The sequence below is a fragment of the Sediminibacterium sp. genome (assembly GCF_051861365.1).
Taxonomy (GTDB): Bacteria; Bacteroidota; Bacteroidia; order Chitinophagales; family Chitinophagaceae; genus Sediminibacterium.
In genome coordinates this window covers 68572-89902 of the sequence record NZ_JBHYCW010000007.1, presented here as the reverse complement: position 1 = coordinate 89902, position 21331 = coordinate 68572, and the positions used below count along the sequence as shown (strand labels likewise).

The window sequence follows — 21331 nt, the reverse complement described above, 5'->3', positions numbered from 1 at the left end:
GGAGATAGGGCCAATTGTATAGAATTTCGCCAATAATAACCTATTAATCTTTAATTTGTTCTCTAGCAATCGACAGATCTTGAGAATTTATCTACTTTGGATAGGGATACTACTATCATCAACACTTATTGCTCAGAACACATCTGAGAAATCTCGCGCACAGCTGGGACTTATTATCGGTAATATACTGGAAGCTAAAACCGGCAAACCTTTGGCATTTGCTTCCCTTCAATTAAAAGATCTGGGTGATACTACACGTCGGTTATCAACTGTTGCAGATAAAAATGGAGCATTTGAATTTAATAAGCTTTCGCTTGGTTATTACAGATTAACTGTGGTAATGGTAGGGTTTGCTCAGATGAATATTGATAGTATTTATCTGCGCCCGGAGCGGTATGATTTTAATTTGGGAGATATCAAATTGAATGATGCTGCAAGCACCCTGAACGAGGTAATTGTATACGCCGAAAAACCATTGATTGAAAACAAGGATGATAAGATCACTTATAATGTTGGCGAAAGTGCTTTGAGCGGGGGAGCCAGTACCGCGGAATTACTGAAAAACATGCCCTTGGTCAATAATGATCCCACAGGTAAGATATTACTAAAAGGAAAAGAGCCCCGAATCCTTATCGACGATAAGCCCACAGAATTGAACGCACAACAGTTACAAGATCTTCTGGAAAGCTTACCCGGAAGCAGTATTGAAAAGATTGAGATCATGACCAATCCACCACCGCAATATGCAACAGAGACAGGTGGTGTCATTAATATCGTTACCAAAAAAGGAAAGATTGGCTGGGTGGGTAGAACATCGTTGAGTATGGGGACAAGAGGAGAAGGTAATTTGGCAGTCAATGCCAGTTATCGAACACAGCCTTTTTCTATCAATATTACTGCCGGATTGGGTGGAAGCATTTTAACAGGTAACAGCTATTCTAAAAGAGAAAATATTTATCGAGACTCTACCAATTACTTTAATACAACAGGTTCATTCGAAAACAAAAACCTGCGTCCCAATCTCCGTGTGCAGACTGATTTTGAATTGAATAAGAGGAATCAACTGAATTTCACTTATCAAGGAAATTTGAATTATTATGGTAATGAAAGTGTAAACACTTTTGTGAATATCAACCGAAATAAAGAAGTGTATAGAAATAGTACCAGAACCAATGGAAGTAAAGGAGAGGGGTATGGACATAACGCTAGTCTATCGTATACGCATAAAGCAAAAAATCCGGCAGAGTTTATTCGAGTTATCCTAAATGTGAATGCGAATAAGAACAATAATGATCGAGCATTTTTTCAGGAGTTTTTGAATCCAGACTTTTCTGCAACAGGTGTTGATTCTACACAATCTCAATTCTTTGATAATCTCAATCGTTCTGCTTCGATACGTGCGGATTATAATAAGCCACTGAAAAAGAAAGGCTCCAATTTTTCTACCGGTATGTTTTACAATCGATCATTCTTTCACAATACACTGAATACGAGTTTTCTTAGAAAATCAGATGGAGTCTTTATTCCGAATGATATCCTGAGTAATGATTTTGAGTTCTTACAAAATATATTTACTGCCAGAGCAGGATACGGATTGTCTTTTGGAAAAGGTTGGCGATTGAATTTTGGTCTGCAGGCAGAACATACTGAAATGGGATTCACCTTTTTGAAAGGCAATGGTTCGGATGTGAATAATGGATACTGGAATGTATTACCTAATATATCTCTACGGAAAGAGTTTAATAAATCACTGAACTCTACCCTTATTTATCGTGCTACGATACGTAGACCGGGTATTGGTGAATTGAATCCAAATGTAGATTACAGTGATCCGTATAATCTTCGTTTTGGTAATCCCTATTTGAGACCAACACTGTCTGATAATTTTGATTGGAATTTGAGTTGGATCAAAGGAAAATACTATATCAACACATCCATAGGGTATAATCGATTGAAAGATGTATTCAACTCTATCCGTAATCTGGTAGGAGATGGAAAAACAGAACTGAGTTGGCTCAATATTGCTGACAGACGTGAATATGAAGCCAGTATATGGGGTGGATACACTTTCAGCAAACAATTTCGGGTAAATACCAGTATGGGTTATACAATGAATAAATACAGTGAAACGGAAAAGAAACTGTATCGCTATCGTGATGGCAATAGTTTTTACAGCAGTTTGAATTATACGTTTACGCCCAGTAATGTATTAACCTTCGAGGGAAATATTCGATTCAGCAATTTTGCCAATCCGCAGGGAAGAAGCAGGAGTAATGTAAACATGAATTTAGGTGTGCAGCATCGCTTCTTTGATCGTAGACTGATCTTGAGTTTTAACGCGATAGATCCATTCACGCCTCAAAGATTTACCAACTATACCTATGGCGCGAATTTTAACCTGGAGAGTTTTAATTCCAGTAATACACGCAACTTCAGAATTGCTGTTAGTTATCAGTTGAATAAAGTGGTACAGAAATCGAAGCTGAGTGAGAAAGATAAAAAAGCAGCTTTGCAAAAAATCAAAGCTGCCGATTAAATCTCATCTCATAAGCTGATGCTTAATCTAAATGCCAGTTGAGAAGTATCACTACTAAATCTCTCATACCGTAAGCTAAAGTTCAGGTTTTTGCTATTGGTACCTATCCCCGGAGAAAGAATAAAACTTTCACCACCCTCTGTAAAAATGCCAATACCTGTTTCGCCTGATACATATAAACGATCGGTAACCGGAAACATAACGCCAGACTTCAAAACAACAAACCCGCCATTTCTTTTATTGAAATAAGTAAATCCGGGTGTTACTGTCCAACTTATTTTTTGTGTACTTACCGGAATAAAACGAATATCAACACCTGAACTAAATCCACCCAGATTATCCAGAGAGCTGCCAAGACTGACTCCAAGATCTGATATGTGCTTTTTGGGTTGTTTAGCTGTTGTTTGAGTGAAAGCGGTAATGGATGATAAAAGAAGTATGAGTAGTAAGTTTTTCTTCATAATGGTTTATTTGAGAAAACTTCTGCAATAACTATACGAAATTATAAATAGTTGTTATATTAGAGGTACAAAGCCGTGACATGAAATATTTAGTAAGTATGCTAATTGCCGCTTTTATTTTTGCGCTAATGGTTTTTGCTATTGTTTATTGGCTTCTTGAGTGGGGTTTTACAGATTCAATGATACTTGGAGCCATTACTTTTTTCGTTGGCTTATTAGGCGAAGTAGCCCGTTTTTTTCTATTGAAAAAGAGAAGCAACAGCAATAATCGGTAATGCTTGGAGGAATCCGTTCAACTTACTTTGAGTCTGTTTGCCAGCCAGCTTTTATGAACAGGAATCAACCAGTTCTCCAGTAATTCTTTCTTGTTGGCTACCAGATTATTAAAGTATAATGTATCGGGTACAATAAATTGATTTTCCAAAGCATAATTCAATTGCGACAGTGGTAATAACTGTACTTTATCTTTCACAATAAAAGCCAGTTGTTGTCTGTCGAACATATTCACTTTGAAACGAGCTTCAATTTCTTTGATCATTTTTACAGAACTATCTGTACTGCACCCACTCACACCCGTAGCGGTTTCATCGGCCATAATTACAATGAATTGTCCAAAGAACAGATTCGCATACCCTTTTACAGGGGTGCCATGACTCAACCAATTAGTCGTAAATTCATTGAAAATGGTTTCCAACTCAAAAGCCTCACTCATGGAAAATAATCGTGAAGATTGGTATATCCACACCCGAGAGCTGTCGTGGAAATCTGCCGGTACAAAAGACTGATAGTTGAGATCCATACTGCAAAGATAGAGAGGAATTTCGGATGTCAGACGGCAGATGTCAGATGACAGATTTTTTTATTTTGGATGAAAGAAAATTAAAAAGTCAAAAGTAAAAAATCAAAAAATCATAGATCTGTCATCACTCCATGCTCTGCGCCACCAACTCAGCTACATCCAACACTGCTACTTCATTTTCTTTTTCACGATTTTTCACACCGTCTGTCATCATGGTGTTGCAGAATGGACAAGCTGCGGCGATAAATCCGGCACCGGTGGCAAGGGCTTCATCGGCTCTTTCAATATTGATGCGTTGGTTTCCGGGTTCGTCTTCTTTGAACATTTGAGCCCCCCCGGCTCCACAGCAGAGGCCTTTACTTCTGCATCTTTTCATTTCAACGAGTTCGGCATCTAATGCTTCCAGTACTTTTCTGGGGGCTTCATAAATATTATTGGCGCGTCCGAGGTAACAGCTATCATGGAAAGAGATTTTTTTTCCTTTAAAAGCACCTCCTTCTTTTAGTTGAATACGTCCTTCATCGATGAGTTGTTGTAAGAGCGTAGTATGATGAATGACTTCATAATTTCCACCCAACTCAGGGTATTCATTTTTGAGCGTATTGAAACAATGTGGACAGGTCGTTACAATTTTTTTGATGCCATATCCATTCAGGACCTGAATATTCTGATACGCCATCATTTGAAAGAGAAATTCATTACCCGCTCTGCGTGCAGGATCGCCGGTACAGGCTTCTTCTTTGCCCAGAATAGCATAACGCATCCCTACTTTATCTAGAATAGAAGCAAAGGCTTTGGTGATCTTCTGCGCTCTTTGATCAAAGCTTCCGGCACAACCTACCCAAAATAAAATTTCAGGACTTTCACCAGTCATTGCCATTTCTGCCATGGTCATCACTTTCATATGCGTTCAGTTATTGCTGTTTGCCAGCGGTTAGATGTATGAATCCTTACGCCGTAAATTTATGGCTAACATTTTATACCACAATAGGATGTTTGAAGGGATCTTTTTTTCCATTGATACAAATCTTATTGAGTTTGCTTGATTGCTGATGTATATTGTAACCATTACATTTGAACTTTTAGCGTCGGACTATGGTGTATATCTTCTTTGTGGCTTGCTTGATTAGCTTTCTGGGACAATTACCCCTGGGAAATATGAGTTTTACCGCAACCCAAATCTGTATCCAGGAAGGGGCCAAAAAAGCATGGATGTATGCCATTGGGGTAGCCATTGTTGAGATGTTGTACCTGAGATTTGCACTGACGGGTATGGATTGGGTGGTTCAACACCGTACTTGGTTTGTGGCGTTGGGTTGGATCACCGTATTGCTTTTTTTGGTGTTAGGAATGCTGGCATTTATCTTGGCACGTAAACAAAAAAAAGAAGAGCGTTCGGTGATCCTAGACAATCAACTGCATCGTTTCCTGCTCGGACTCACCATGAGTGCTTTGAATCCTGTACAAATACCTTTTTGGTTCTTATGGACTTCTACCATGATTCAAACCCAGGTATTACCCATAACAGCCACAGCCTTTCATGTATTCACTGCAGGCGCGGGTGTGGGAACCATTGCCGGATTGGCATTGTATATTCATGGCGGAAATTGGCTGGTGAAAAGAAACAATACCAGCAATAAAACCCTCAATCAGATCATGGGTGTGATATTCATCATCACAGCATTGATCCAGTTATACAGGATGTTGTATAAACCTTGGATCTAGTCAACAATAAATAGGACACAACCATTTTTGGAATAAGAGCGATGTGCATCTGCATTATCTCCAACGGTATATACTTGTCCCTTTTGTAATAAATGCTTTTCTCCATTGTGCAGTTCCGTCTCCATTTCGCCTTCAGCGCAGAAAATGATATGCCCTTTATTGCACCAATGATCAGCGAGATAATCGGGAGAATAAGTAACCAAACGGATACGGATATTATCCCTATGCAGTATCCTCCATTCTGCAAAACCGGTGATGCCCTGATGGATCTCAGGTTCAATGGTATTGAAGTCTGTAATAGAGAAAGGAAATGGAGATAGTGTCATAGGTATTGGATAAAATTAGAAATCAGAAACAAGAAACAAAAAACAAGAAACAAGAAACAAGAAACAGGAAACAGGAAATGAAAATGTATCGTTCATGAAATATTTCCTTGTCTCTTGTTTCCTCTTTCTTGTTCCTTATTTGTATTATTGAATCGCCCACTGGTCTCTTTCTTCCGGAGAAAATTTCCAGGGAGCAAAATTATTTTCGGTATTGCTAAACATGCCATTCCATTCTTGTGGGGCATTACTTTCTTCCATGATCAGTGATCTGCGTAATTCTGTAATGATCTCTAATGGGGAAATACTCACCGGACATTCTTCCACACAAGCATTACAGGTGGTACAGGCTCTTAATTCTTCTACTGAGATATAATCATGTAACAATGATTTGCCATCATCCTGAAATGATTGGTTAGCATCAATATTACGTCCTACTTCTTCCAGACGATCGCGGGTGGCCATCATGATCTTTCTAGGGCTTAACAGTTTGCCGGTAGTATTGGCCGGACAAGCAGCTGAGCATCTGCCGCATTCAGTACAGCTATACGCATCCAGTAAGTTTTTCCAACTCAAATCAAATACATCTTTCGCGCCAAAACGTGCCGGTGGTGCTGCATCTGTTGGGGCAAGCTCGGGTTGCATGGCATACAACACTTCATTTTGAACACTAGGCATATTTTTCATTTTGCCGGGAGATTCCAGTCTGGCATAATATGCGTTGGGGAATGCCAGCATGATATGTAAGTGCTTTGAATAAGGTAGATAATTCAGGAAGGCAAAAATGCCCGCAATATGTAGCCACCAGCAAGTGCGCTCGATGGCAATTAAAGTACCGTCTGAAAATCCGGAGAAGATAGGACTCAATAATCCTGAAAAATAAAATGAACCGGTAGCAGGATAGTGGCTGTCTCCTCTTTCTTGTAATACCAGATCAGTGGCATTCATGGTCAGAAAAAGACTCATCAGCACAATCTCAGTGATCAGAATATAATTGGCATCAGATCTTGGCCATCCGTTCAAGTCTTTGCTGATAAAACGTTTGAGTTTAATAATATTTCTACGCGATAAAAAAACAATACAAACCAATATTACACCCACTGCTAAAAACTCAAATGCATTGATCAGCCAATTGTACAATTCACCCAATGGCTCAGCAAACAATCGATGTTTCCCTAAAATACCATCTAATACAATCTCCAATACTTCCAGATTGATGATGATAAATCCTGCATAGATCACGAAGTGCATGACCGCTACCAATGGATTGGAAAACATTTTCTTTTGTCCCAATGCCAGCAATAACAAGTTCCTCCAGCGTAAGGCAGGCTGATCATTAAGCGCTTCTTCTTTTCCCAAAAGGATATTCCTGCGTATTTGTCCGGCTTTACGTGCGAATAACCAAACAGATACGGCTGCTAAAGCCACAAAAAGAATTTGTTGGAGATATTGCATATGGTTGGTCTTAGGGTGCTAAGATAGCAGTTTTGATTGGTTGGAAATGGGATTGTTGATTGGTTTTAATGTTCCTACATTTGAACATAAATCGCAGATATGGGTAACCGCAATTATATCTTAACCAAGGACGCAGCAGCTCGAAAGTTGCATCGTATGGCATTGGAACTGGCTGAACAATTGAATGGGGATGAAGCGCCTGTCATCATTTTAGGGATCCGCAATAGTGGGATGGTGATTGCAGATAAAATCGCCGAGCATTTGAAAAAATACATTTCCAACAACATACAAACTGCATCCATCTCATTGGATAAAGTGTCTCCTAAAGAGGTGACTGTTAGTGAGGTGATTGATTTCACCGGATTACATGTGGTGATTGCAGATGATGTTACCAATAGTGGCAGAACATTGTTATTTGGGCTGAAACCCTTGCTCAATTTTCACCCCAAAACCATTCAAACCCTTGTACTGGTTGAACGCATGCATAAAATGTTTCCCGTTAAACCGGATTATGTAGGATTGTCTGTTTCCACCACGCTTCAAGATCATATTCAGGTTGAAGTGAAAGATGGGGAAGTGGAAGGGGCTTATATTTCCTAATCATGAAGACTGATATTTACCCATGAAAATTGGGAAAATATTGATAAACTTGTTCAACAATCATTTCAAAATCTGCTTTTATGGATGCTAGAATACAAGAGAAACTCAATACATGGCTATCAGGTAACTATGATGAGATTACAAAAGATGCCATTCGAAAAATGCCGGAGGATGAACAGGCAGATGCATTTTATCGTAACCTGGAGTTTGGTACCGGTGGATTGAGAGGTATCATGGGTGTAGGTACCAATCGCGTTAATAAATATACCATTGGGATGGCTACACAAGGCTTTGCCAATTATTTGAAAAAGACCTACTCCAATCAAGAGATCAAAGTTTCTATCGGACATGATAGTCGTAATAACAGTCGGTTTTTCGCGGAAACCACTGCAAATGTATTTGCTGCGAATGGTATCAAGGTATTTCTGTTTGAAGCATTAAGACCTACTCCTGAACTCAGTTTCTCAATCAGACATTTGGGTTGTCATGCAGGGGTGGTATGTACAGCCTCACATAATCCTAAAGAATACAATGGTTACAAAGCATATTGGAATGATGGCGGACAATTGGTACCACCACATGATAAAAATGTGATCAAAGAAGTGGAAGCGATTACGAGTGTGGATGAAGTGTTATGGGAAGGAGGCGCGAACAATATCACCCTCATGGGAGCGGAGATGGATCAGGCATACCTGCAGATGGTGAAAGGGTTGAGTGTATACCCGGATGTAATCGCAGCGCAACACGATTTGAAGATTGTGTATACGCCTATACATGGAACGGGCATTACATTGGTGCCTGATGTATTAAAAGCGTTTGGATTTACCAATGTTACCGTGGTAGAAGAACAAGCCGTACCCGATGGTAATTTCCCAACCGTTGTCTATCCGAATCCGGAAGAAAGCGAGACCATGAGTATTGGTCTGCAAAAAGCAAAAGCAATGGATGCGGATATCTTACTTGGTACCGATCCGGATGCAGACAGGGTGGGTATTGGTGTGAAAAATCACAAAGGTGAGTGGGTGTTGATGAATGGAAATCAAACGGCTGTGCTGGCATTTGCTTATATGATCGAAGCACGTAAAACAAAAGGCATTGCCCAGTCCAATGATATGGTCATTTCCACGATCGTAACTACCAATATGATCAATGAAGTAGCCAAACAAAATCAGGTAGCCTGTTATAATGTACTGACGGGTTTCAAATGGATCGCGGAGCTGATCAAAGAAAAAGAAGGGAAAGAGAATTATGTGATTGGGGGAGAGGAAAGTTTTGGATTGATGATCGGAGATAAGATCAGAGATAAAGATGCCGTGAGTGCAGTGGCTTTGATGTGTGAAATGGCAGCTTATGAAAAAGCAAAAGGCAGAACTTTATTTGATAAGATGATAGAGTTATACATGCAGTATGGCTTCTATTATGAAAACCTGATCAGTATCACCAAGAAGGGAATGAATGGGCAAAAAGAAATTGCTGACATGATGGAAAATTATCGGAATCAGCCTCCTTCTTCTATTGATGGCTCTCCAGTGGTTACCTTATTGGATTATGAACTTCAAAAAGGTAAAAATCTGATTACCGGTGAAGAGTGGAAGATTGATCTTCCTAAAAGTAATGTGCTCCAGTTTATTACAGAAGATGGTAGTAAAATATCAGCACGTCCTTCCGGTACGGAACCTAAAATCAAATTTTACTTTAGCGTGAACACTGTATTGAAAAGTAAAGAAGATTTTGATAGTACCTATGCCTCACTTCAACAGAAGATTGAGCGGATCATTGCTGATATGAAATTGAAGTGAGTCAAGAGAAGAGTGCCGGGATTCAATTTATGGCTTATAGTCAATAGTCCATGGTCCATGGGAGATAGTAAAAGAAAGAGGCTATATCAGACTTTTGATACAGCCTCTTTTTTTATTTGTTGTGATGGGACGCAGATTTATTATGATGTATTATGATTAATCATAAATAATCATAATAAATCTGCGTCCCATACAACTACTTATTTTCTCTTAATTCTTAAATTCTTGAATTCACCATTTTGAATTGGATGCTCGCCGATCTTAGCGCCATATTTATCGAATGTGAAATAGGTGAATTGGAAAGTTCCATTGATATAATCCGCGCCGATCTTATTCAATATTAAAGTTCCGCTCTGAGAAAAATGATATACTATGCGTGTTGAGTTTACCTTATCATTCACCTCCATAAAGTAGGCGGGTCTATTAGTGGTAAGGTTGATGGTTTTACTTTCTGTGTTATTATCTTTTGTAAAATCTTCAATAATAAAAAATACAATGATAGAGCTGTCTGCATTAATCTTTTTTTCAGCAGATATTCTCAGCATATAAGGACCACCTTGTACCAATTGCTCTGAACTAACGATAACTGTATCGGGCAAGAACGCTTGGTTGCCTACTAGGGTAGCTTTAAACGACGGAGCCGGAGGCGTATATGGCGCCGGCTTATTGGCTTCTTTTTCGCAAGCTATTAGGAAAACTACTAGACTTAAAAATGTTATAATCTTTTTCATATTACTTTTTTGCAATTCTACATATAGCTTGTAGCTGCAAAAGAGAACTTTGTATTTGCGGTTCTATTGATCTTTTAAAGGTTTTTCGTATCACATGAATATGTGGGAAAATTGTCATTTCGATTTTTCTTTTCACAGTCGAAGAAAACAATACCGACACCCATAGGGAAACAGTATATTCGTAAAGCTTATGAAACCGAAATTTGAAGATACTTACCAGCATAAAGGACTGAGGCGTCAGTTGATCCAATTACTTCGAGAGAAAGGAATTACCGATGAAGCGGTACTCGAGGCGATGAATAATATACCACGTCATTTCTTTTTGGATTCTGCTTTTGATAAAATTGCTTATGAAGACAGGGCATTCCCGATAGGAGAAGGACAAACCATTTCTCAACCTTACACGGTTGCTTATCAGACACAGTTGCTAAAAGTCAAAAAATTGGAGAAGGTACTAGAAATTGGAACGGGAAGTATGTATCAGTCTACGGTACTGGCAGAAATGGGAGCCAAAGTGTACACGATCGAGCGTCAAAAAAAATTATACGATCAACACAGTGCCTATGTTTTTAAAATGAAGTATCCCAATCTAAAGTTTTTCTTTGGAGATGGATTCGAAGGTTTACCTGCATTTCAACCTTATGATAAAATATTGATCACTGCAGCAGCACCCTTCATTCCACCAAAATTAGTACAGCAGTTGAAGGTAGGAGGCATCATGGTGTTGCCGGTGGATGAAGGAGAAAACCAACGCATGCTCCGACTCACTAAACAAGAAGATGGTTCTTTACATGAAGAAGCTTTTGAAGAATTTTCTTTTGTACCGATGCTGACAGGGAAGAATAGGTAGAGAATAAGAAACAGAGGAACAGAGGAATAAGAAATGAGGAATGAGAAAATGTATTTTAATTACTTTCTTATTCCTCATTTCTTATTTTTTATTCTTTATTTCCTACTGTTGCATCATATCCATTCCACCACCTTGATCGGCTTTGGTGTTTTTGCGTTTGAATAGAGCGGCATCAAACTTACCAAAACGGTAGTTGAAGTTCAGACGTAAAACCTGCGGATCTCTTCTGCGCTGACTGGTCTGCTGGAAGAAATCACTTTCACTATAGGATTCAAATAATTGTGTACGGAAAATATCATTCATGCTTAAAGTAAGAGAACCACTTTGTCCATTTTTCCAAGTCCACTCTTTACGGATAGCCAAATCAAAGCCGTAACGTGGGAGGTTAAATCCTTGAGCAGTACCTTGCATACCACCACCCCACATCATACCACCGCCGCCACCGCCGCCGCGACCACCACCACCGGTTCCCGGAGGTAATACGGTTTTAGCTTGGTAATCGCCACTGAACTGGATCGATAATCCTTTGGATACTTTGAATGCACTGTTCATTTTTGCAAACCAGCTTACTCTTGCATCATTGCTGATGTTTTGTCCGGGAATGGTTGCATTGATTTTAGCGCTAAATAAGTTGGCGCTTAAAGTCAAATCCCACCACTTGGTAACAGGCATTTTGTTACTCAATTCCAAACCATAAATGATGCTGTTATCGGCATTGATGAATGAATTGTAGAATACCAAGTTGGTATCAGCAGGATTCAGTTCATTTTTACCGGTATAAGAGTATCTGGTGATGAGGTTGGTACTGTACTTGAAGAAACCTGTTACCAAGAAATTTGCGCCACGCTTGTAAGCATTGTTGTATGATACTTCAAATGAGTTGGTGAATTCGGGTTTCAAAGCAGCATTACCTACGCTGATGTTCTGAGGGTCAGAAAAATCAGGGAAAGGCATCAACTGGAAGAAATTAGGTCTGTTCACACGACGTGAATAGTTCAATTGAAGATCTTGTTTATCATTTACTTTATAAGTGATAAATGCACTTGGGAATAAGCTCAAAGGGAAATCAACTTTGAACTGTGCAGAATCAGCACCTGTTGTTTTCAAAAGTGTACCTGTATAACTTGAACTCTCAGCACGTAAGCCTAATTGATAACTGAATTTTTTCACTTTGAAACTGTAAGATACATAGGCTGCATATACCTGATCGTTGAATCTGTATCGATTACTGATAGCAGGAATCAGCGTATACTTGTTGGTACTGTAATCATATCTATACTGGTCACTGGTATTACCGAAGTCGCGTATTGCAGCACGTCCACCCAATTCCAATTTGGTGCTTTCTGTTAATGGGTTTTCATAATCAGTCTGGAAAGTATAAAACTTATTCGTTCCATCGCCGATTGTTTGCTGCAACAAAGCAGGGAACTTGATACTGTTATCAGTTCTGAATGTACTGGTATTTACAAATGAATTATTATCGTTCTTGCTTGAGTTAAAATTGACATCTGCTGAGATGTTTTCACCGCTGCGTGCAAAGTTGTGTTTGTAACTTAGTTGTGTTCCAAAGTTTTGAAAATTACTACGACTGTTGTTCAGGATATCATTGTAAGAAGTGTATACACCACTCACTGTAGAATCTGCTCTTTGTGTATTAGAGTTGTCAAACTGACCTCTATTATAATTGGCAGCGATTGAAATTGTATTTCTGTTATCTACCAGGAAATCAAGTCCACCTCTGAAGAAACCAAAGAAACCGGTGCTCACACCTTTACCTACAATATACAAGCTGCTAGGTGTAGAGAAAAGGTTATCGCGGTCATTCATGGTATTGGTGATCGATTTACGCTGATTGTATGAGCCACTTAAAAAAGCATTGATCTTATTCTGACGAATATTGATATCACCACCCAAATTAATTCTTCCACGAGAATCAACACCCGATCTCAAACCACCATTGTAACCTACTTTCTTGTTTTTCTTCAAAACAATATTCAAGATACCCGCATTACCACCCGATGCATCAAATTTTGCTGAAGGGTTGGTGATCAGTTCCACTTTGTCGATGATATCGGCAGGTAATTGATCCAAAGTAATGGTGGTTGGACGACCATCAATAAAAATAGTAGGTGCTGCATTACGCAGGGTAACATTTCCGTCTACATCCACATTCAAAGCAGGAATGTTTTTCATGATCTCAGTAGCGGTTTGTCCGGCACTCACCAGATTTTTATCTACATTGAAGATCTTACGATCGATCCCCATTTCAAATTGCGGCTTGGCAGAAGAAGTTACGGTAACATTACCCAGATCAGTCGCATCCTGTTCCATTTTGATATTGCCCAGGTCTTTATCAGTCATACCTGCCATCTGCTGAAAGTTGGGACTTTCACCGCGAGCAGGCATTTTGATACCAAAAGAAACCGTTTTTTCCAGGTTCGCATAACCTAATGCACTGAATTTCAGCTTAAAATTGCCAAAAATAGGAAGGTTTTCAAAGCTGAAATCTCCATTGGCACGTGTAATTTGAGTATTCAGAACCGCTTCCACCATTTTCTTGGCTACGGTATCAAATCGGTTACCTGTAATTTGTACAGTTACGCCCTCAATGCCTTTATTGGTCTTACTATCAACGATTTTGCCATAAAAATGCCCCATATTCATATTTGGAGGCGCGCCGGCACCACCCATTCTGGCACCCGGAAACTGGGCAGCAGCGGAAAAAGTCAAGAGGATGAAGGCGAAAAATGTAAATAATTTGTTCATGATGATCTATTGAAATATGCTGATGCAAAGTTGCATCGATGATTCGGGAACTTCTGTTTGTTTATACAGACGGTAGTAAGACAATTTTAAAGGGGTAAAGTTTGAAGCCAGCGTACCGGCAATAGGGGTATTCTCGGTGATACCATAGTTTTATTCGGTGACTATGTCAAAAGCGTCAATAAAACCTGTAATAAACCGATGATAAAACCTAAAACGGCACCAATCAGCTCCACAAAACGGAATTCTTTGGATAAAATAGACTGAAGGATCTCTTCTAATTTATCGCTGGAGAAAGCAGCTACTTTTTGGGTGACAATTTTTTCCAGATCTAATTCCTGTTGTAAATGACCCATATAGCGCTGCATGATCACAGGGAACAGGCTTTCCAGTTCTTTCATGAAAATACCTTTCAACTGCTGAATTGTATTTTCACCGATAAACATGCTGATCACAGGCATTTCTTCTGCCAGTTTCTTGCGTAAGAACTGATCAATATGTTCTTCTACTACCGGCATTAACTTCTGTATATTATCGGGATGCACCAGTTTTTGTTGGATATCAGCAAAAGACAATAACTCCTGACTTACCAGTTTACCCAGTTTTTCAGCGAATTGTTGTTGTCTTTTCGGAAATATGCCCTGTATGGTAATCCCCAATATCTTTTTAGGCTCTTTGGGGTGGAACAGCATTTTAATGGCGATCCAGTTGGTAAACCAACCAATGAATGCAGAGATAACCGGAATCAGAAAAAGGATATAACTCATGTATAGAAATTTAAAAACCTATACGCCTTAGGAGTATAGGTTTTCGAGGGAGAACGATGGGTCTCGAACCCACGGCCTTCAGTGCCACAAACTGACGCTCTAACCAACTGAGCTACGCTCTCCGTTTTATGGGAGTGCAAAAATAGGGTAAAACAGCATTTTATACATCATTCAAGGCTGTTTTTTTTAAGCCAACCGTTCATCAAAACCTTTGTTAATTGGTTCTACAGAGAGCGGAACAAGTGATGTTTTCAGTTATTTTTGGATAGAATCATGCAAAAATTCAAGGAATTTATGAAGAGTAGAAAAGGTTTAGTATTGCTCACCGTTGTATTATTCGGTGCGCTTTTTTTCGCATTCCGTTATACATCCTCAGGTTATACGGATGTAGTGGTTTCGCAAAGACAAAGATTATTGTCTGCAGTAGGGTCTTTATTAGAGTCGCAGCACTACAGTCCAAAAAATATCAATAACGATTTCTCCAAAAAACTATTCCAGAAATATTTAGATGATCTGGATGGAGATAAATCATTTTTTCTGCAGTCGGACATCAACGCGCTGAAAAAACATGAATTGACGCTGGATGATGAGATCAAAGGTGCAGAAATCAAATTTGCACCGGAAGCCGGATTGATCTATGAAAAGCGTTTGAATGCTGTTGGTGTTTTATACAAAGAAATTTTATCCAAGCCCTTTGATTTTTCAGTGGATGAAACAGCGATGCTGGATTCCGACAAACTCGGATATGCAGCCAATGAAGCTGAACAAAAAGATCGTTGGAGAAAATTACTGAAGTATTATACACTGGAACGTTTTGTAGAGTTACAAGAACAGCGTGAACAGAACAAAGGCAAAAAAGATTTTGAAGTAAAGACCGATGAGGAGCTGGAAAAAGAAGCACGTGAAAAAGTACTCAAGGCAATGACCAAGAGATTTGATCGCATCAAAAACACGATCAAAGAAGAACAGCGTTTCAATACCTATATCAATTCTGTCACCAGTTTGATGGACCCGCATACCGACTATTTTGCTCCGGTTGAAAAAAGATCTTTTGATGAGCAGATGAGCGGTCGTTTTTATGGAATCGGTGCACAATTAACAGAAGATGATTATGGTGTAAAAATTGCCTCGATACAACCGGGTGGTGCTGCATTTAAATCAGGAGAATTATCCGTGAATGATGTGATCCTGAAAGTAGCACAAGGAGCGGCAGAACCTGTTGATGTGGCAGGCTATGCTACGGAAGATGTGGTAAAATTGATTCGTGGTAACAAAGGAACAGAAGTTCGCTTGACCGTAAAAAAATCAGACGGACTGATCAAAACCATCATTTTACAAAGAGATGAAATTGTATTGGATGAAACATTTGCCAGAAGTGCTGTAGTGAATGAAGGCAAAGAAAAGATTGGCTATATCTGGTTGCCTGAGTTTTATGCAGACTATGAAAGAGAAAACGGCAATCGTTGTTCTGAAGATGTTGCGAAAGAGATCATTAAACTCAAAAAAGAAAATATCAACGGACTGGTCATTGATCTGCGTAACAATGGCGGTGGCTCCTTGTATGAAGTGATACAAATGGTGGGTTTGTTCATCAACCAAGGTCCTGTGGTTCAGGTACGTGATAGAGATGGTAAAGCGAATGTATATGGTGATCAGCGTCCGGGTACCTTGTATGATGGTCCGCTGGCTGTATTGGTGAATGAATTGAGTGCTTCGGCGAGTGAGATCTTCGCAGGGGCTATTCAGGATTATAGGAGAGGGGTAGTGATTGGTAGCACTTCTACCTATGGAAAAGGTACAGTACAAAAAACAGTGCCTTTTGGTAAGGTTGTAGATTTCAATAGCGGAAGAACAGATATGGGTGCGGTAAAACTCACTTTCCAAATGTTTTATCGTATCAATGGAGGGTCTACTCAATTAAAAGGTATTGAACCGGATATTGTACTGCCGGATAGTTATGAGTACTTGAAGATTCGCGAGAAAGATGTACCCCATGCATTGCCTTGGGATCAGATAGAGAAAGCCACGTATCTAACCTGGCACAAAGACTATGGACATGATCAGGTAATACAAGCTGAAAACGAAAGAGTGAAAGAGAATTCTTCACTCAATCTGTTGAAAGATAATTTGATTTGGCTGTCTAAGTTGAACGAAGAACCGGCAAGTCTGAATCTTGATAAATACAAGTCCTTACAAAAGCGCATTCGTTCAACGGTTTCACAGAATAATACTTTGTTGAGACTAAAAGAAGAAATGAATATAGTTCCTGCTGTGAGCGATCAGGATAAATTTTTCAATAATCCGGATAAAAACAAAGGGGAGCGCTATCAGGCTTGGTTAAGAGCTTTGAAAACGGATATGCATATCGGAGAAACTGTGAAAGTGCTGACCGGACTCTCATCAGAGTTTACAAAAGCCACTGCTGCGGTAAAATAGACATGATTTTTACTATGTTTGCAGGCATTACAGTTGTAATGCCTGTTTCTTTTTAAGACCTAAGTGAGCACATGGAACCTGAGAAAAAATGGTACGCTTTATACACCAAACCCAGATGGGAGAAAAAAATTGACAGCTTATTGGTGCGCAAGGGAATTGAGAGTTGGTGTCCCTTACAGAAAGTGGAACGCCAATGGAGCGACCGCAAAAAAATCATCGAAGACCCGCTGTTTAAATCCTACGTCTTTGTACATATTGACGACTCTGAACGCACCAAAGTGTTAATGACAGATGGGGTATTGAATTTCGTCTATTATCTCGGCAAGCCGGCAGTGATTAAAGATGAAGAAGTGATGACCATCAAAAAATACCTCGCCGAAAAAGATGCCAGTCTGGCTATTTTAAGTGAAGAGGGTTATCAAGCTGAAATGAAGATCATGGTCAATCACGGCGTATTCATGGGGAATGAAGGCACTGTGATCAGAGGGGGTAAGAAAAAAGTATATGTGAAACTCGAAAGTTTGGGGCAGGTGATGGTGGTGGAGTTTCCGACGGAATATTTATCTCCGTTATAGTGAATAGTCAGTAGTGAGTAGTGAGTAGGAATATGAAACTTTTGGAAAGTCCAAAGGACTCCCTAGGTGTTTCGGAACTTTCCAAAAGTTAACTCGCATTTTCAGTTGTCCCAGATTTTGGGACAACTCCTCATAACCTTCTTCTAATATCTTGGTTTTAAGTGCGTTCCAATATTTTCGAGGTCTTGGACTTTCTGTCAAAACCTCAATTACATCAATGATAGAAAAATACCATTGATGTTCCTGGTCATTCCACTCGGAACGTACCTTTTTATTTTCAAAAAGTTTGATGTTCCCCATGTGGTAAATCTACTCAAATAATCATTCAATAAAACGATAGTGGTAAGTGTATTTCGATGAACTCTCACACGTAAAAAATTGACCATTGCGTTCGTAATGAACCATTTCTCCAACACTTCCGCTGAACTGTAAAAGATTATTTTGATGGACCATAATATCAGTTTGAATAAAATATATTAAATTTATTTAAAGTATCAGTACTGCTGCGCTTTTCCTCCGTTATAAGTGCGTTACAAGTCCGTTATAGGTCCGTTATTCATTCGATGTTCATTTGACTATCGTCCACTACTCTTTCGAGAGCTCTTCTACACTACGGAGGGGTATCTGTACATCAATTAAAGGGTAACGATAGTCTATACCTTGTCAAAGGGGAACAAGACTCAAAGAAAATACATAGATGTATTGAAGATACTATTGCTTATATACGGAAAGAGCTTGAGTCGCCATTGGTTATTGTGCGACAACTTTTGGAGGGTTTACTAAGTACTTGAGCGAACATTGTTGTATTCTTTTCCAAAGGGACTAGTTTTTTTAACGTTCTGCAAAACTGTTTTTTATTGAGAAGACTGCGAACGCACACACCAAACCTATTGGTCGGAAAAACAAATGGCATGATTAACTCCATGCGAAACTTTTGGAAAGTCCAAAGGACTCCCTAGGTGTTTCGGAACTTTCCAAAAGTTAACTCTCAATGTTAGTGGCACGCCCTTCTTTGTCTTCCAAATGTGCCTGTAAATGCGTTGGCTTATTTCTTTTTCAACTTCTTTGTTTCTTTCAGAAGTTTCTTGTCTTCCGATTTCACTTTCCTTTCAATTTTTTTGAGGTCTTCTTCTGCCGGTAAATTTTCCGGCTTAATACCGCTTTTCAGCAACAGCCCTCTTACGTCCTGATTATTTTTGACATGTTCATTTGTAATTGCAGATTCAGATTTTAAGTCAGCCTTACGAATATTTACATTCGTCAATTCGTTAGCAAAGTCTTTGGCCTTAATGGTTATTGTCGGTAAGAAGTCAGCAAGTGGTCTGTTGTCAGGAATGCCCAATCTCGCTTTCATGTCTAATGTTGTCTTGCCGCCGAATAGTGCTTGGTCGCCCTTGCTTCTTATTCTGGCGAAACCTACATTGTCAATTCCTTTTTGAAAAATAAGTCCAGATAATTCTTTCTCTGAAATAGTTAGCTTTTCTCTTGCTTCTAATCGTTCCCATTCCTTAAGACGTTGTTCAAGTAGTTCCTGTTTTCTTGTCTGAACAGCGAAATAGCTCATTGCAAATGCAATCTCATCTTTACGGGGGTCGCCATTTTGAGCAATGAGATAACAGGCATACCTTGTAAGCATGATGTCCTCAATCTCTCTCTTAGCTCCAGAGCCTAATTCAACCATTTTCCTGACGTCAAGAAAATGGTCTGATACTTCCTGCTTTGCGTTGGTGCTGGCTATTTTTGCTTTATCAATAACCTTTATGAAATTCTCCCATTTTGAATAGCCTAAGAGTTCCTGCAAATCTCTTGCAAACCAATATTCAACACCATCAGTTTCATTAACTGCTAATTCAAAACTGCTGTGAAGTTGTGATATAATTTCCCGTTTCATTCCTTGATTGTTATTCTCAAAATTATCAATTATTCAGTCAGCTAATAGAATAAGCTTCTGTAGCGTATTGGTTGAGCCATTTTAGAAGTTTTCTACACACTTGGTCGTTTTTGTAAAACCATTCTGTGCCTTTTATTCGAAATTGTTGTCGTAAAAATCTCTGCCTAAAAATTTGATTATTGCTTCCTTGAGCTTTTCATTCATTGTTCTTTTCAAAGTTGTGCCATAGTCATAATGACATTTAAGGATAAGCTGGTCTACTTTTTCAACACATTCATGGTACTCAACAATTGTGTCAGCTTGTTTTGTAAATACATTCGGGATTGATTGGGTGTTAATATGTGTCCAAATATTATGAATCTGTCTCGAAAGAGAACCAAAATATTTCTTCTCATTTTCTGAAAGAGCTTTGAAGGTTTCATAGTAGTCTTTATTTGGCAACAATGCCATTTGATTATTTGTCATTTCAAGAAAGACCAACTTCTCTAAATTAATATTCAAGTTTGAAGATTTTATTTGAATTATGGATTTGTTTCTAATTCTTTGATTTTTTTCTTTAGTCCAATGTTTGGAAAATACTCGATTGCTTTTTTATACCAAAGCAAAGCCTTTGCCGTAATATTTCTTTCCTCATACAGTTCTCCGATAGGACGAAGAAAGGCTTTTGCAATTGTCAAAGGTGAAATGTCTGATTGGAGATTAATCAGTATGTCAAAATATTTTTCTGCTTTTTCTGTTAGGCCGATTTTAAAATTTGATAATCCTAAATGATAATAACCATTTAGTTCGGCATATCTTCCTTTTAATGTTTCATTATCGGAAAGGATTCCCATCAATTCATTTTCATCATCTTCAATGTTTGTTTCACCGCTTTCGATTTTTTCTAAAATTGTTTCAATGATGATATCTACTTTTTGATATGCGTTAGGTTCAAGGCTAAATGGTTCTAACTTTTCTTTTATTTCCAAATTTCTGAAAACCTTACCTGTTTTTTCGTCCTCAATTTTGCTGTCAAGAACGAGAACCCTGTCAAAATGAAGTGGTACGATAACGCCTCTATCTAAGTATTCGCTTTCCACATTTTCAATGTCATATTTTAGATTGGATGAATTCAGGGAAAGTGACTTAATAATGGAGGGAGCAATATGTTTTTGGTAAATCTCAATATGCGGTTTAGATGTTTCAAATTCTTCTCTTACCGCTGAAATTAGTTGAATTAATGAGAAACTTTTTGTCTTGCAGGTAGCGGCTTGTTTTTCAGAAACCCAATTAAATTCGTTTAGAATATCTTTATAAGGAATACCTTTTTCATTCAGCTTTTCTTGAATCTGTTTGATTTCGTCTTTTGTATAAATTTTAGGTTTGAGATACTGATGAAGCTCCATTGGCGTGATTATTGAGTCCATGTGTGACCAATCAGCGTCTGGATTAACACCTACGCAAGAAAACTTGTCTTTATTAAATAGCCCAAACATTTTACTGTGCAAATTTTTAGGATGTTATTAGTAATCGTGAAGTGTCATAAGGTGACACACAGCTCATAAATATACGCAAGCCGCCACACATATACAATAAAATCGTTACATTGAAAATCAACACCTTAACCAGAAAACAGGAAAT

General features: G+C 38.8%; 19 protein-coding genes and 1 tRNA gene. 8 read left to right on the top strand and 12 right to left on the bottom strand.

The features are described 5' to 3' along the window. Positions 1-79 precede the first annotated feature (79 nt). On the top strand, positions 80-2536 hold the full coding sequence (locus ACTIEV_RS04970) for an outer membrane beta-barrel protein (protein WP_322196890.1): 2457 nt from the start codon (positions 80-82) through the stop codon (positions 2534-2536). 8 nt (positions 2537-2544) lie between these two features. Here ACTIEV_RS04970 and ACTIEV_RS04965 read toward each other — a convergent pair whose 3' ends face one another. Further along, the gene (locus ACTIEV_RS04965) at positions 2545-2997 is read right to left on the bottom strand and encodes a hypothetical protein (protein WP_322196891.1); all 453 of its coding nucleotides are present in this window, start codon (positions 2995-2997) and stop codon (positions 2545-2547) included. Positions 2998-3077: 80 nt separating this feature from the next. Between ACTIEV_RS04965 and ACTIEV_RS04960 the strand changes: the two genes are divergently transcribed. Next, on the top strand, positions 3078-3272 hold the full coding sequence (locus ACTIEV_RS04960) for a hypothetical protein (protein ID WP_322196892.1): 195 nt from the start codon (positions 3078-3080) through the stop codon (positions 3270-3272). Positions 3273-3289: 17 nt separating this feature from the next. Here the strand turns inward: ACTIEV_RS04960 and ACTIEV_RS04955 are convergent, their stop codons facing one another. Next, positions 3290-3796, bottom strand: coding sequence for a hypothetical protein (locus ACTIEV_RS04955; RefSeq protein ID WP_322196893.1), 507 nt, complete (start codon positions 3794-3796; stop codon positions 3290-3292). A gap of 124 nt (positions 3797-3920) precedes the next feature. Then, positions 3921-4700: a (Fe-S)-binding protein gene (locus ACTIEV_RS04950; protein ID WP_322196894.1), complete on the bottom strand. Its 780-nt coding sequence runs from the start codon at positions 4698-4700 to the stop codon at positions 3921-3923. A 191-nt stretch (positions 4701-4891) separates the two neighbouring features. On the opposite strand from ACTIEV_RS04950, the gene ACTIEV_RS04945 reads away from it, so the two are divergent. Then, the gene (locus ACTIEV_RS04945; RefSeq protein ID WP_322196895.1) at positions 4892-5521 is read left to right on the top strand and encodes a LysE family translocator; all 630 of its coding nucleotides are present in this window, start codon (positions 4892-4894) and stop codon (positions 5519-5521) included. Here ACTIEV_RS04945 and ACTIEV_RS04940 read toward each other — a convergent pair. Further along, complete coding sequence (locus ACTIEV_RS04940) at positions 5518-5847, bottom strand: DHCW motif cupin fold protein (protein ID WP_322196896.1); 330 nt, start codon at positions 5845-5847, stop codon at positions 5518-5520. The genes ACTIEV_RS04945 and ACTIEV_RS04940 overlap by 4 nt on opposite strands. A gap of 144 nt (positions 5848-5991) precedes the next feature. Next, positions 5992-7299 (bottom strand): (Fe-S)-binding protein, encoded by a 1308-nt coding sequence (locus tag ACTIEV_RS04935; protein WP_322196897.1) that lies wholly within the window; start codon positions 7297-7299, stop codon positions 5992-5994. A gap of 99 nt (positions 7300-7398) precedes the next feature. Between ACTIEV_RS04935 and ACTIEV_RS04930 the strand changes: the two genes are divergently transcribed. Both ACTIEV_RS04930 and ACTIEV_RS04925 read left to right on the top strand, forming a co-directional pair. Continuing rightward, a complete protein-coding gene (locus ACTIEV_RS04930) occupies positions 7399-7899 on the top strand; it encodes a phosphoribosyltransferase family protein (protein WP_322196898.1) in 501 nt (166 codons plus the stop codon). Positions 7900-7979: 80 nt separating this feature from the next. Further along, on the top strand, positions 7980-9698 hold the full coding sequence (locus ACTIEV_RS04925; protein WP_322196899.1) for a phospho-sugar mutase: 1719 nt from the start codon (positions 7980-7982) through the stop codon (positions 9696-9698). 200 nt (positions 9699-9898) lie between these two features. Here the strand turns inward: ACTIEV_RS04925 and ACTIEV_RS04920 are convergent, their stop codons facing one another. Then, positions 9899-10429: a hypothetical protein gene (locus tag ACTIEV_RS04920; protein ID WP_322196900.1), complete on the bottom strand. Its 531-nt coding sequence runs from the start codon at positions 10427-10429 to the stop codon at positions 9899-9901. 190 nt (positions 10430-10619) lie between these two features. On the opposite strand from ACTIEV_RS04920, the gene ACTIEV_RS04915 reads away from it, so the two are divergent. After that, positions 10620-11279, top strand: a complete 660-nt coding sequence (locus ACTIEV_RS04915; RefSeq protein ID WP_250685219.1) for a protein-L-isoaspartate(D-aspartate) O-methyltransferase — start codon at positions 10620-10622, stop codon at positions 11277-11279. Between the two features lie 102 nt (positions 11280-11381). Here the strand turns inward: ACTIEV_RS04915 and ACTIEV_RS04910 are convergent, their stop codons facing one another. From ACTIEV_RS04910 to ACTIEV_RS04900, 3 genes are all read right to left on the bottom strand, one after another. Next, complete coding sequence (locus ACTIEV_RS04910; RefSeq protein WP_322196901.1) at positions 11382-14045, bottom strand: TonB-dependent receptor domain-containing protein; 2664 nt, start codon at positions 14043-14045, stop codon at positions 11382-11384. Between the two features lie 161 nt (positions 14046-14206). Beyond that, the gene (locus tag ACTIEV_RS04905) at positions 14207-14809 is read right to left on the bottom strand and encodes a DUF445 domain-containing protein (protein WP_178889087.1); all 603 of its coding nucleotides are present in this window, start codon (positions 14807-14809) and stop codon (positions 14207-14209) included. Positions 14810-14857: 48 nt separating this feature from the next. After that, positions 14858-14931: transfer RNA gene (locus tag ACTIEV_RS04900), tRNA-His, on the bottom strand. Between the two features lie 172 nt (positions 14932-15103). Between ACTIEV_RS04900 and ACTIEV_RS04895 the strand changes: the two genes are divergently transcribed. Further along, the gene (locus tag ACTIEV_RS04895) at positions 15104-17245 is read left to right on the top strand and encodes a carboxy terminal-processing peptidase (RefSeq protein ID WP_322196902.1); all 2142 of its coding nucleotides are present in this window, start codon (positions 15104-15106) and stop codon (positions 17243-17245) included. Positions 17246-17316: 71 nt separating this feature from the next. Continuing rightward, a complete protein-coding gene (locus ACTIEV_RS04890; protein ID WP_322196903.1) occupies positions 17317-17820 on the top strand; it encodes a UpxY family transcription antiterminator in 504 nt (167 codons plus the stop codon). Between the two features lie 1045 nt (positions 17821-18865). Here the strand turns inward: ACTIEV_RS04890 and dinD are convergent. From dinD to ACTIEV_RS04875, 3 genes are all read right to left on the bottom strand, one after another. Further along, positions 18866-19711 carry a DNA damage-inducible protein D gene (gene dinD / locus ACTIEV_RS04885; protein ID WP_322196904.1) on the bottom strand — a complete coding sequence of 282 codons (846 nt, stop codon included), beginning with the start codon at positions 19709-19711 and terminating at the stop codon, positions 18866-18868. A 132-nt stretch (positions 19712-19843) separates the two neighbouring features. Continuing rightward, positions 19844-20212: a hypothetical protein gene (locus ACTIEV_RS04880; protein ID WP_322196905.1), complete on the bottom strand. Its 369-nt coding sequence runs from the start codon at positions 20210-20212 to the stop codon at positions 19844-19846. Between the two features lie 20 nt (positions 20213-20232). Next, on the bottom strand, positions 20233-21186 hold the full coding sequence (locus ACTIEV_RS04875; RefSeq protein WP_322196906.1) for a tetratricopeptide repeat protein: 954 nt from the start codon (positions 21184-21186) through the stop codon (positions 20233-20235). Positions 21187-21331: the final 145 nt, after the last annotated feature.

What these genes read in the sequence shown, in the direction of transcription:
- ACTIEV_RS04940 (WP_322196896.1), bottom strand. Translation starts at nt 5,847, where the DNA reads ATGACACTATCTCCATTTCCTTTCTCTATTACAGACTTCAATACCATT.
- ACTIEV_RS04965 (WP_322196891.1), bottom strand. Translation starts at nt 2,997, where the DNA reads ATGAAGAAAAACTTACTACTCATACTTCTTTTATCATCCATTACCGCT.
- ACTIEV_RS04895 (WP_322196902.1), top strand. Translation starts at nt 15,104, where the DNA reads ATGAAGAGTAGAAAAGGTTTAGTATTGCTCACCGTTGTATTATTCGGT.
- ACTIEV_RS04910 (WP_322196901.1), bottom strand. Translation starts at nt 14,045, where the DNA reads ATGAACAAATTATTTACATTTTTCGCCTTCATCCTCTTGACTTTTTCC.
- ACTIEV_RS04960 (WP_322196892.1), top strand. Translation starts at nt 3,078, where the DNA reads ATGAAATATTTAGTAAGTATGCTAATTGCCGCTTTTATTTTTGCGCTA.
- ACTIEV_RS04925 (WP_322196899.1), top strand. Translation starts at nt 7,980, where the DNA reads ATGGATGCTAGAATACAAGAGAAACTCAATACATGGCTATCAGGTAAC.
- ACTIEV_RS04875 (WP_322196906.1), bottom strand. Translation starts at nt 21,186, where the DNA reads ATGTTTGGGCTATTTAATAAAGACAAGTTTTCTTGCGTAGGTGTTAAT.
- ACTIEV_RS04930 (WP_322196898.1), top strand. Translation starts at nt 7,399, where the DNA reads ATGGGTAACCGCAATTATATCTTAACCAAGGACGCAGCAGCTCGAAAG.
- ACTIEV_RS04935 (WP_322196897.1), bottom strand. Translation starts at nt 7,299, where the DNA reads ATGCAATATCTCCAACAAATTCTTTTTGTGGCTTTAGCAGCCGTATCT.
- dinD (WP_322196904.1), bottom strand. Translation starts at nt 19,711, where the DNA reads ATGAAACGGGAAATTATATCACAACTTCACAGCAGTTTTGAATTAGCA.
- ACTIEV_RS04890 (WP_322196903.1), top strand. Translation starts at nt 17,317, where the DNA reads ATGGAACCTGAGAAAAAATGGTACGCTTTATACACCAAACCCAGATGG.
- ACTIEV_RS04905 (WP_178889087.1), bottom strand. Translation starts at nt 14,809, where the DNA reads ATGAGTTATATCCTTTTTCTGATTCCGGTTATCTCTGCATTCATTGGT.
- ACTIEV_RS04955 (WP_322196893.1), bottom strand. Translation starts at nt 3,796, where the DNA reads ATGGATCTCAACTATCAGTCTTTTGTACCGGCAGATTTCCACGACAGC.
- ACTIEV_RS04915 (WP_250685219.1), top strand. Translation starts at nt 10,620, where the DNA reads ATGAAACCGAAATTTGAAGATACTTACCAGCATAAAGGACTGAGGCGT.
- ACTIEV_RS04945 (WP_322196895.1), top strand. Translation starts at nt 4,892, where the DNA reads ATGGTGTATATCTTCTTTGTGGCTTGCTTGATTAGCTTTCTGGGACAA.
- ACTIEV_RS04920 (WP_322196900.1), bottom strand. Translation starts at nt 10,429, where the DNA reads ATGAAAAAGATTATAACATTTTTAAGTCTAGTAGTTTTCCTAATAGCT.
- ACTIEV_RS04950 (WP_322196894.1), bottom strand. Translation starts at nt 4,700, where the DNA reads ATGAAAGTGATGACCATGGCAGAAATGGCAATGACTGGTGAAAGTCCT.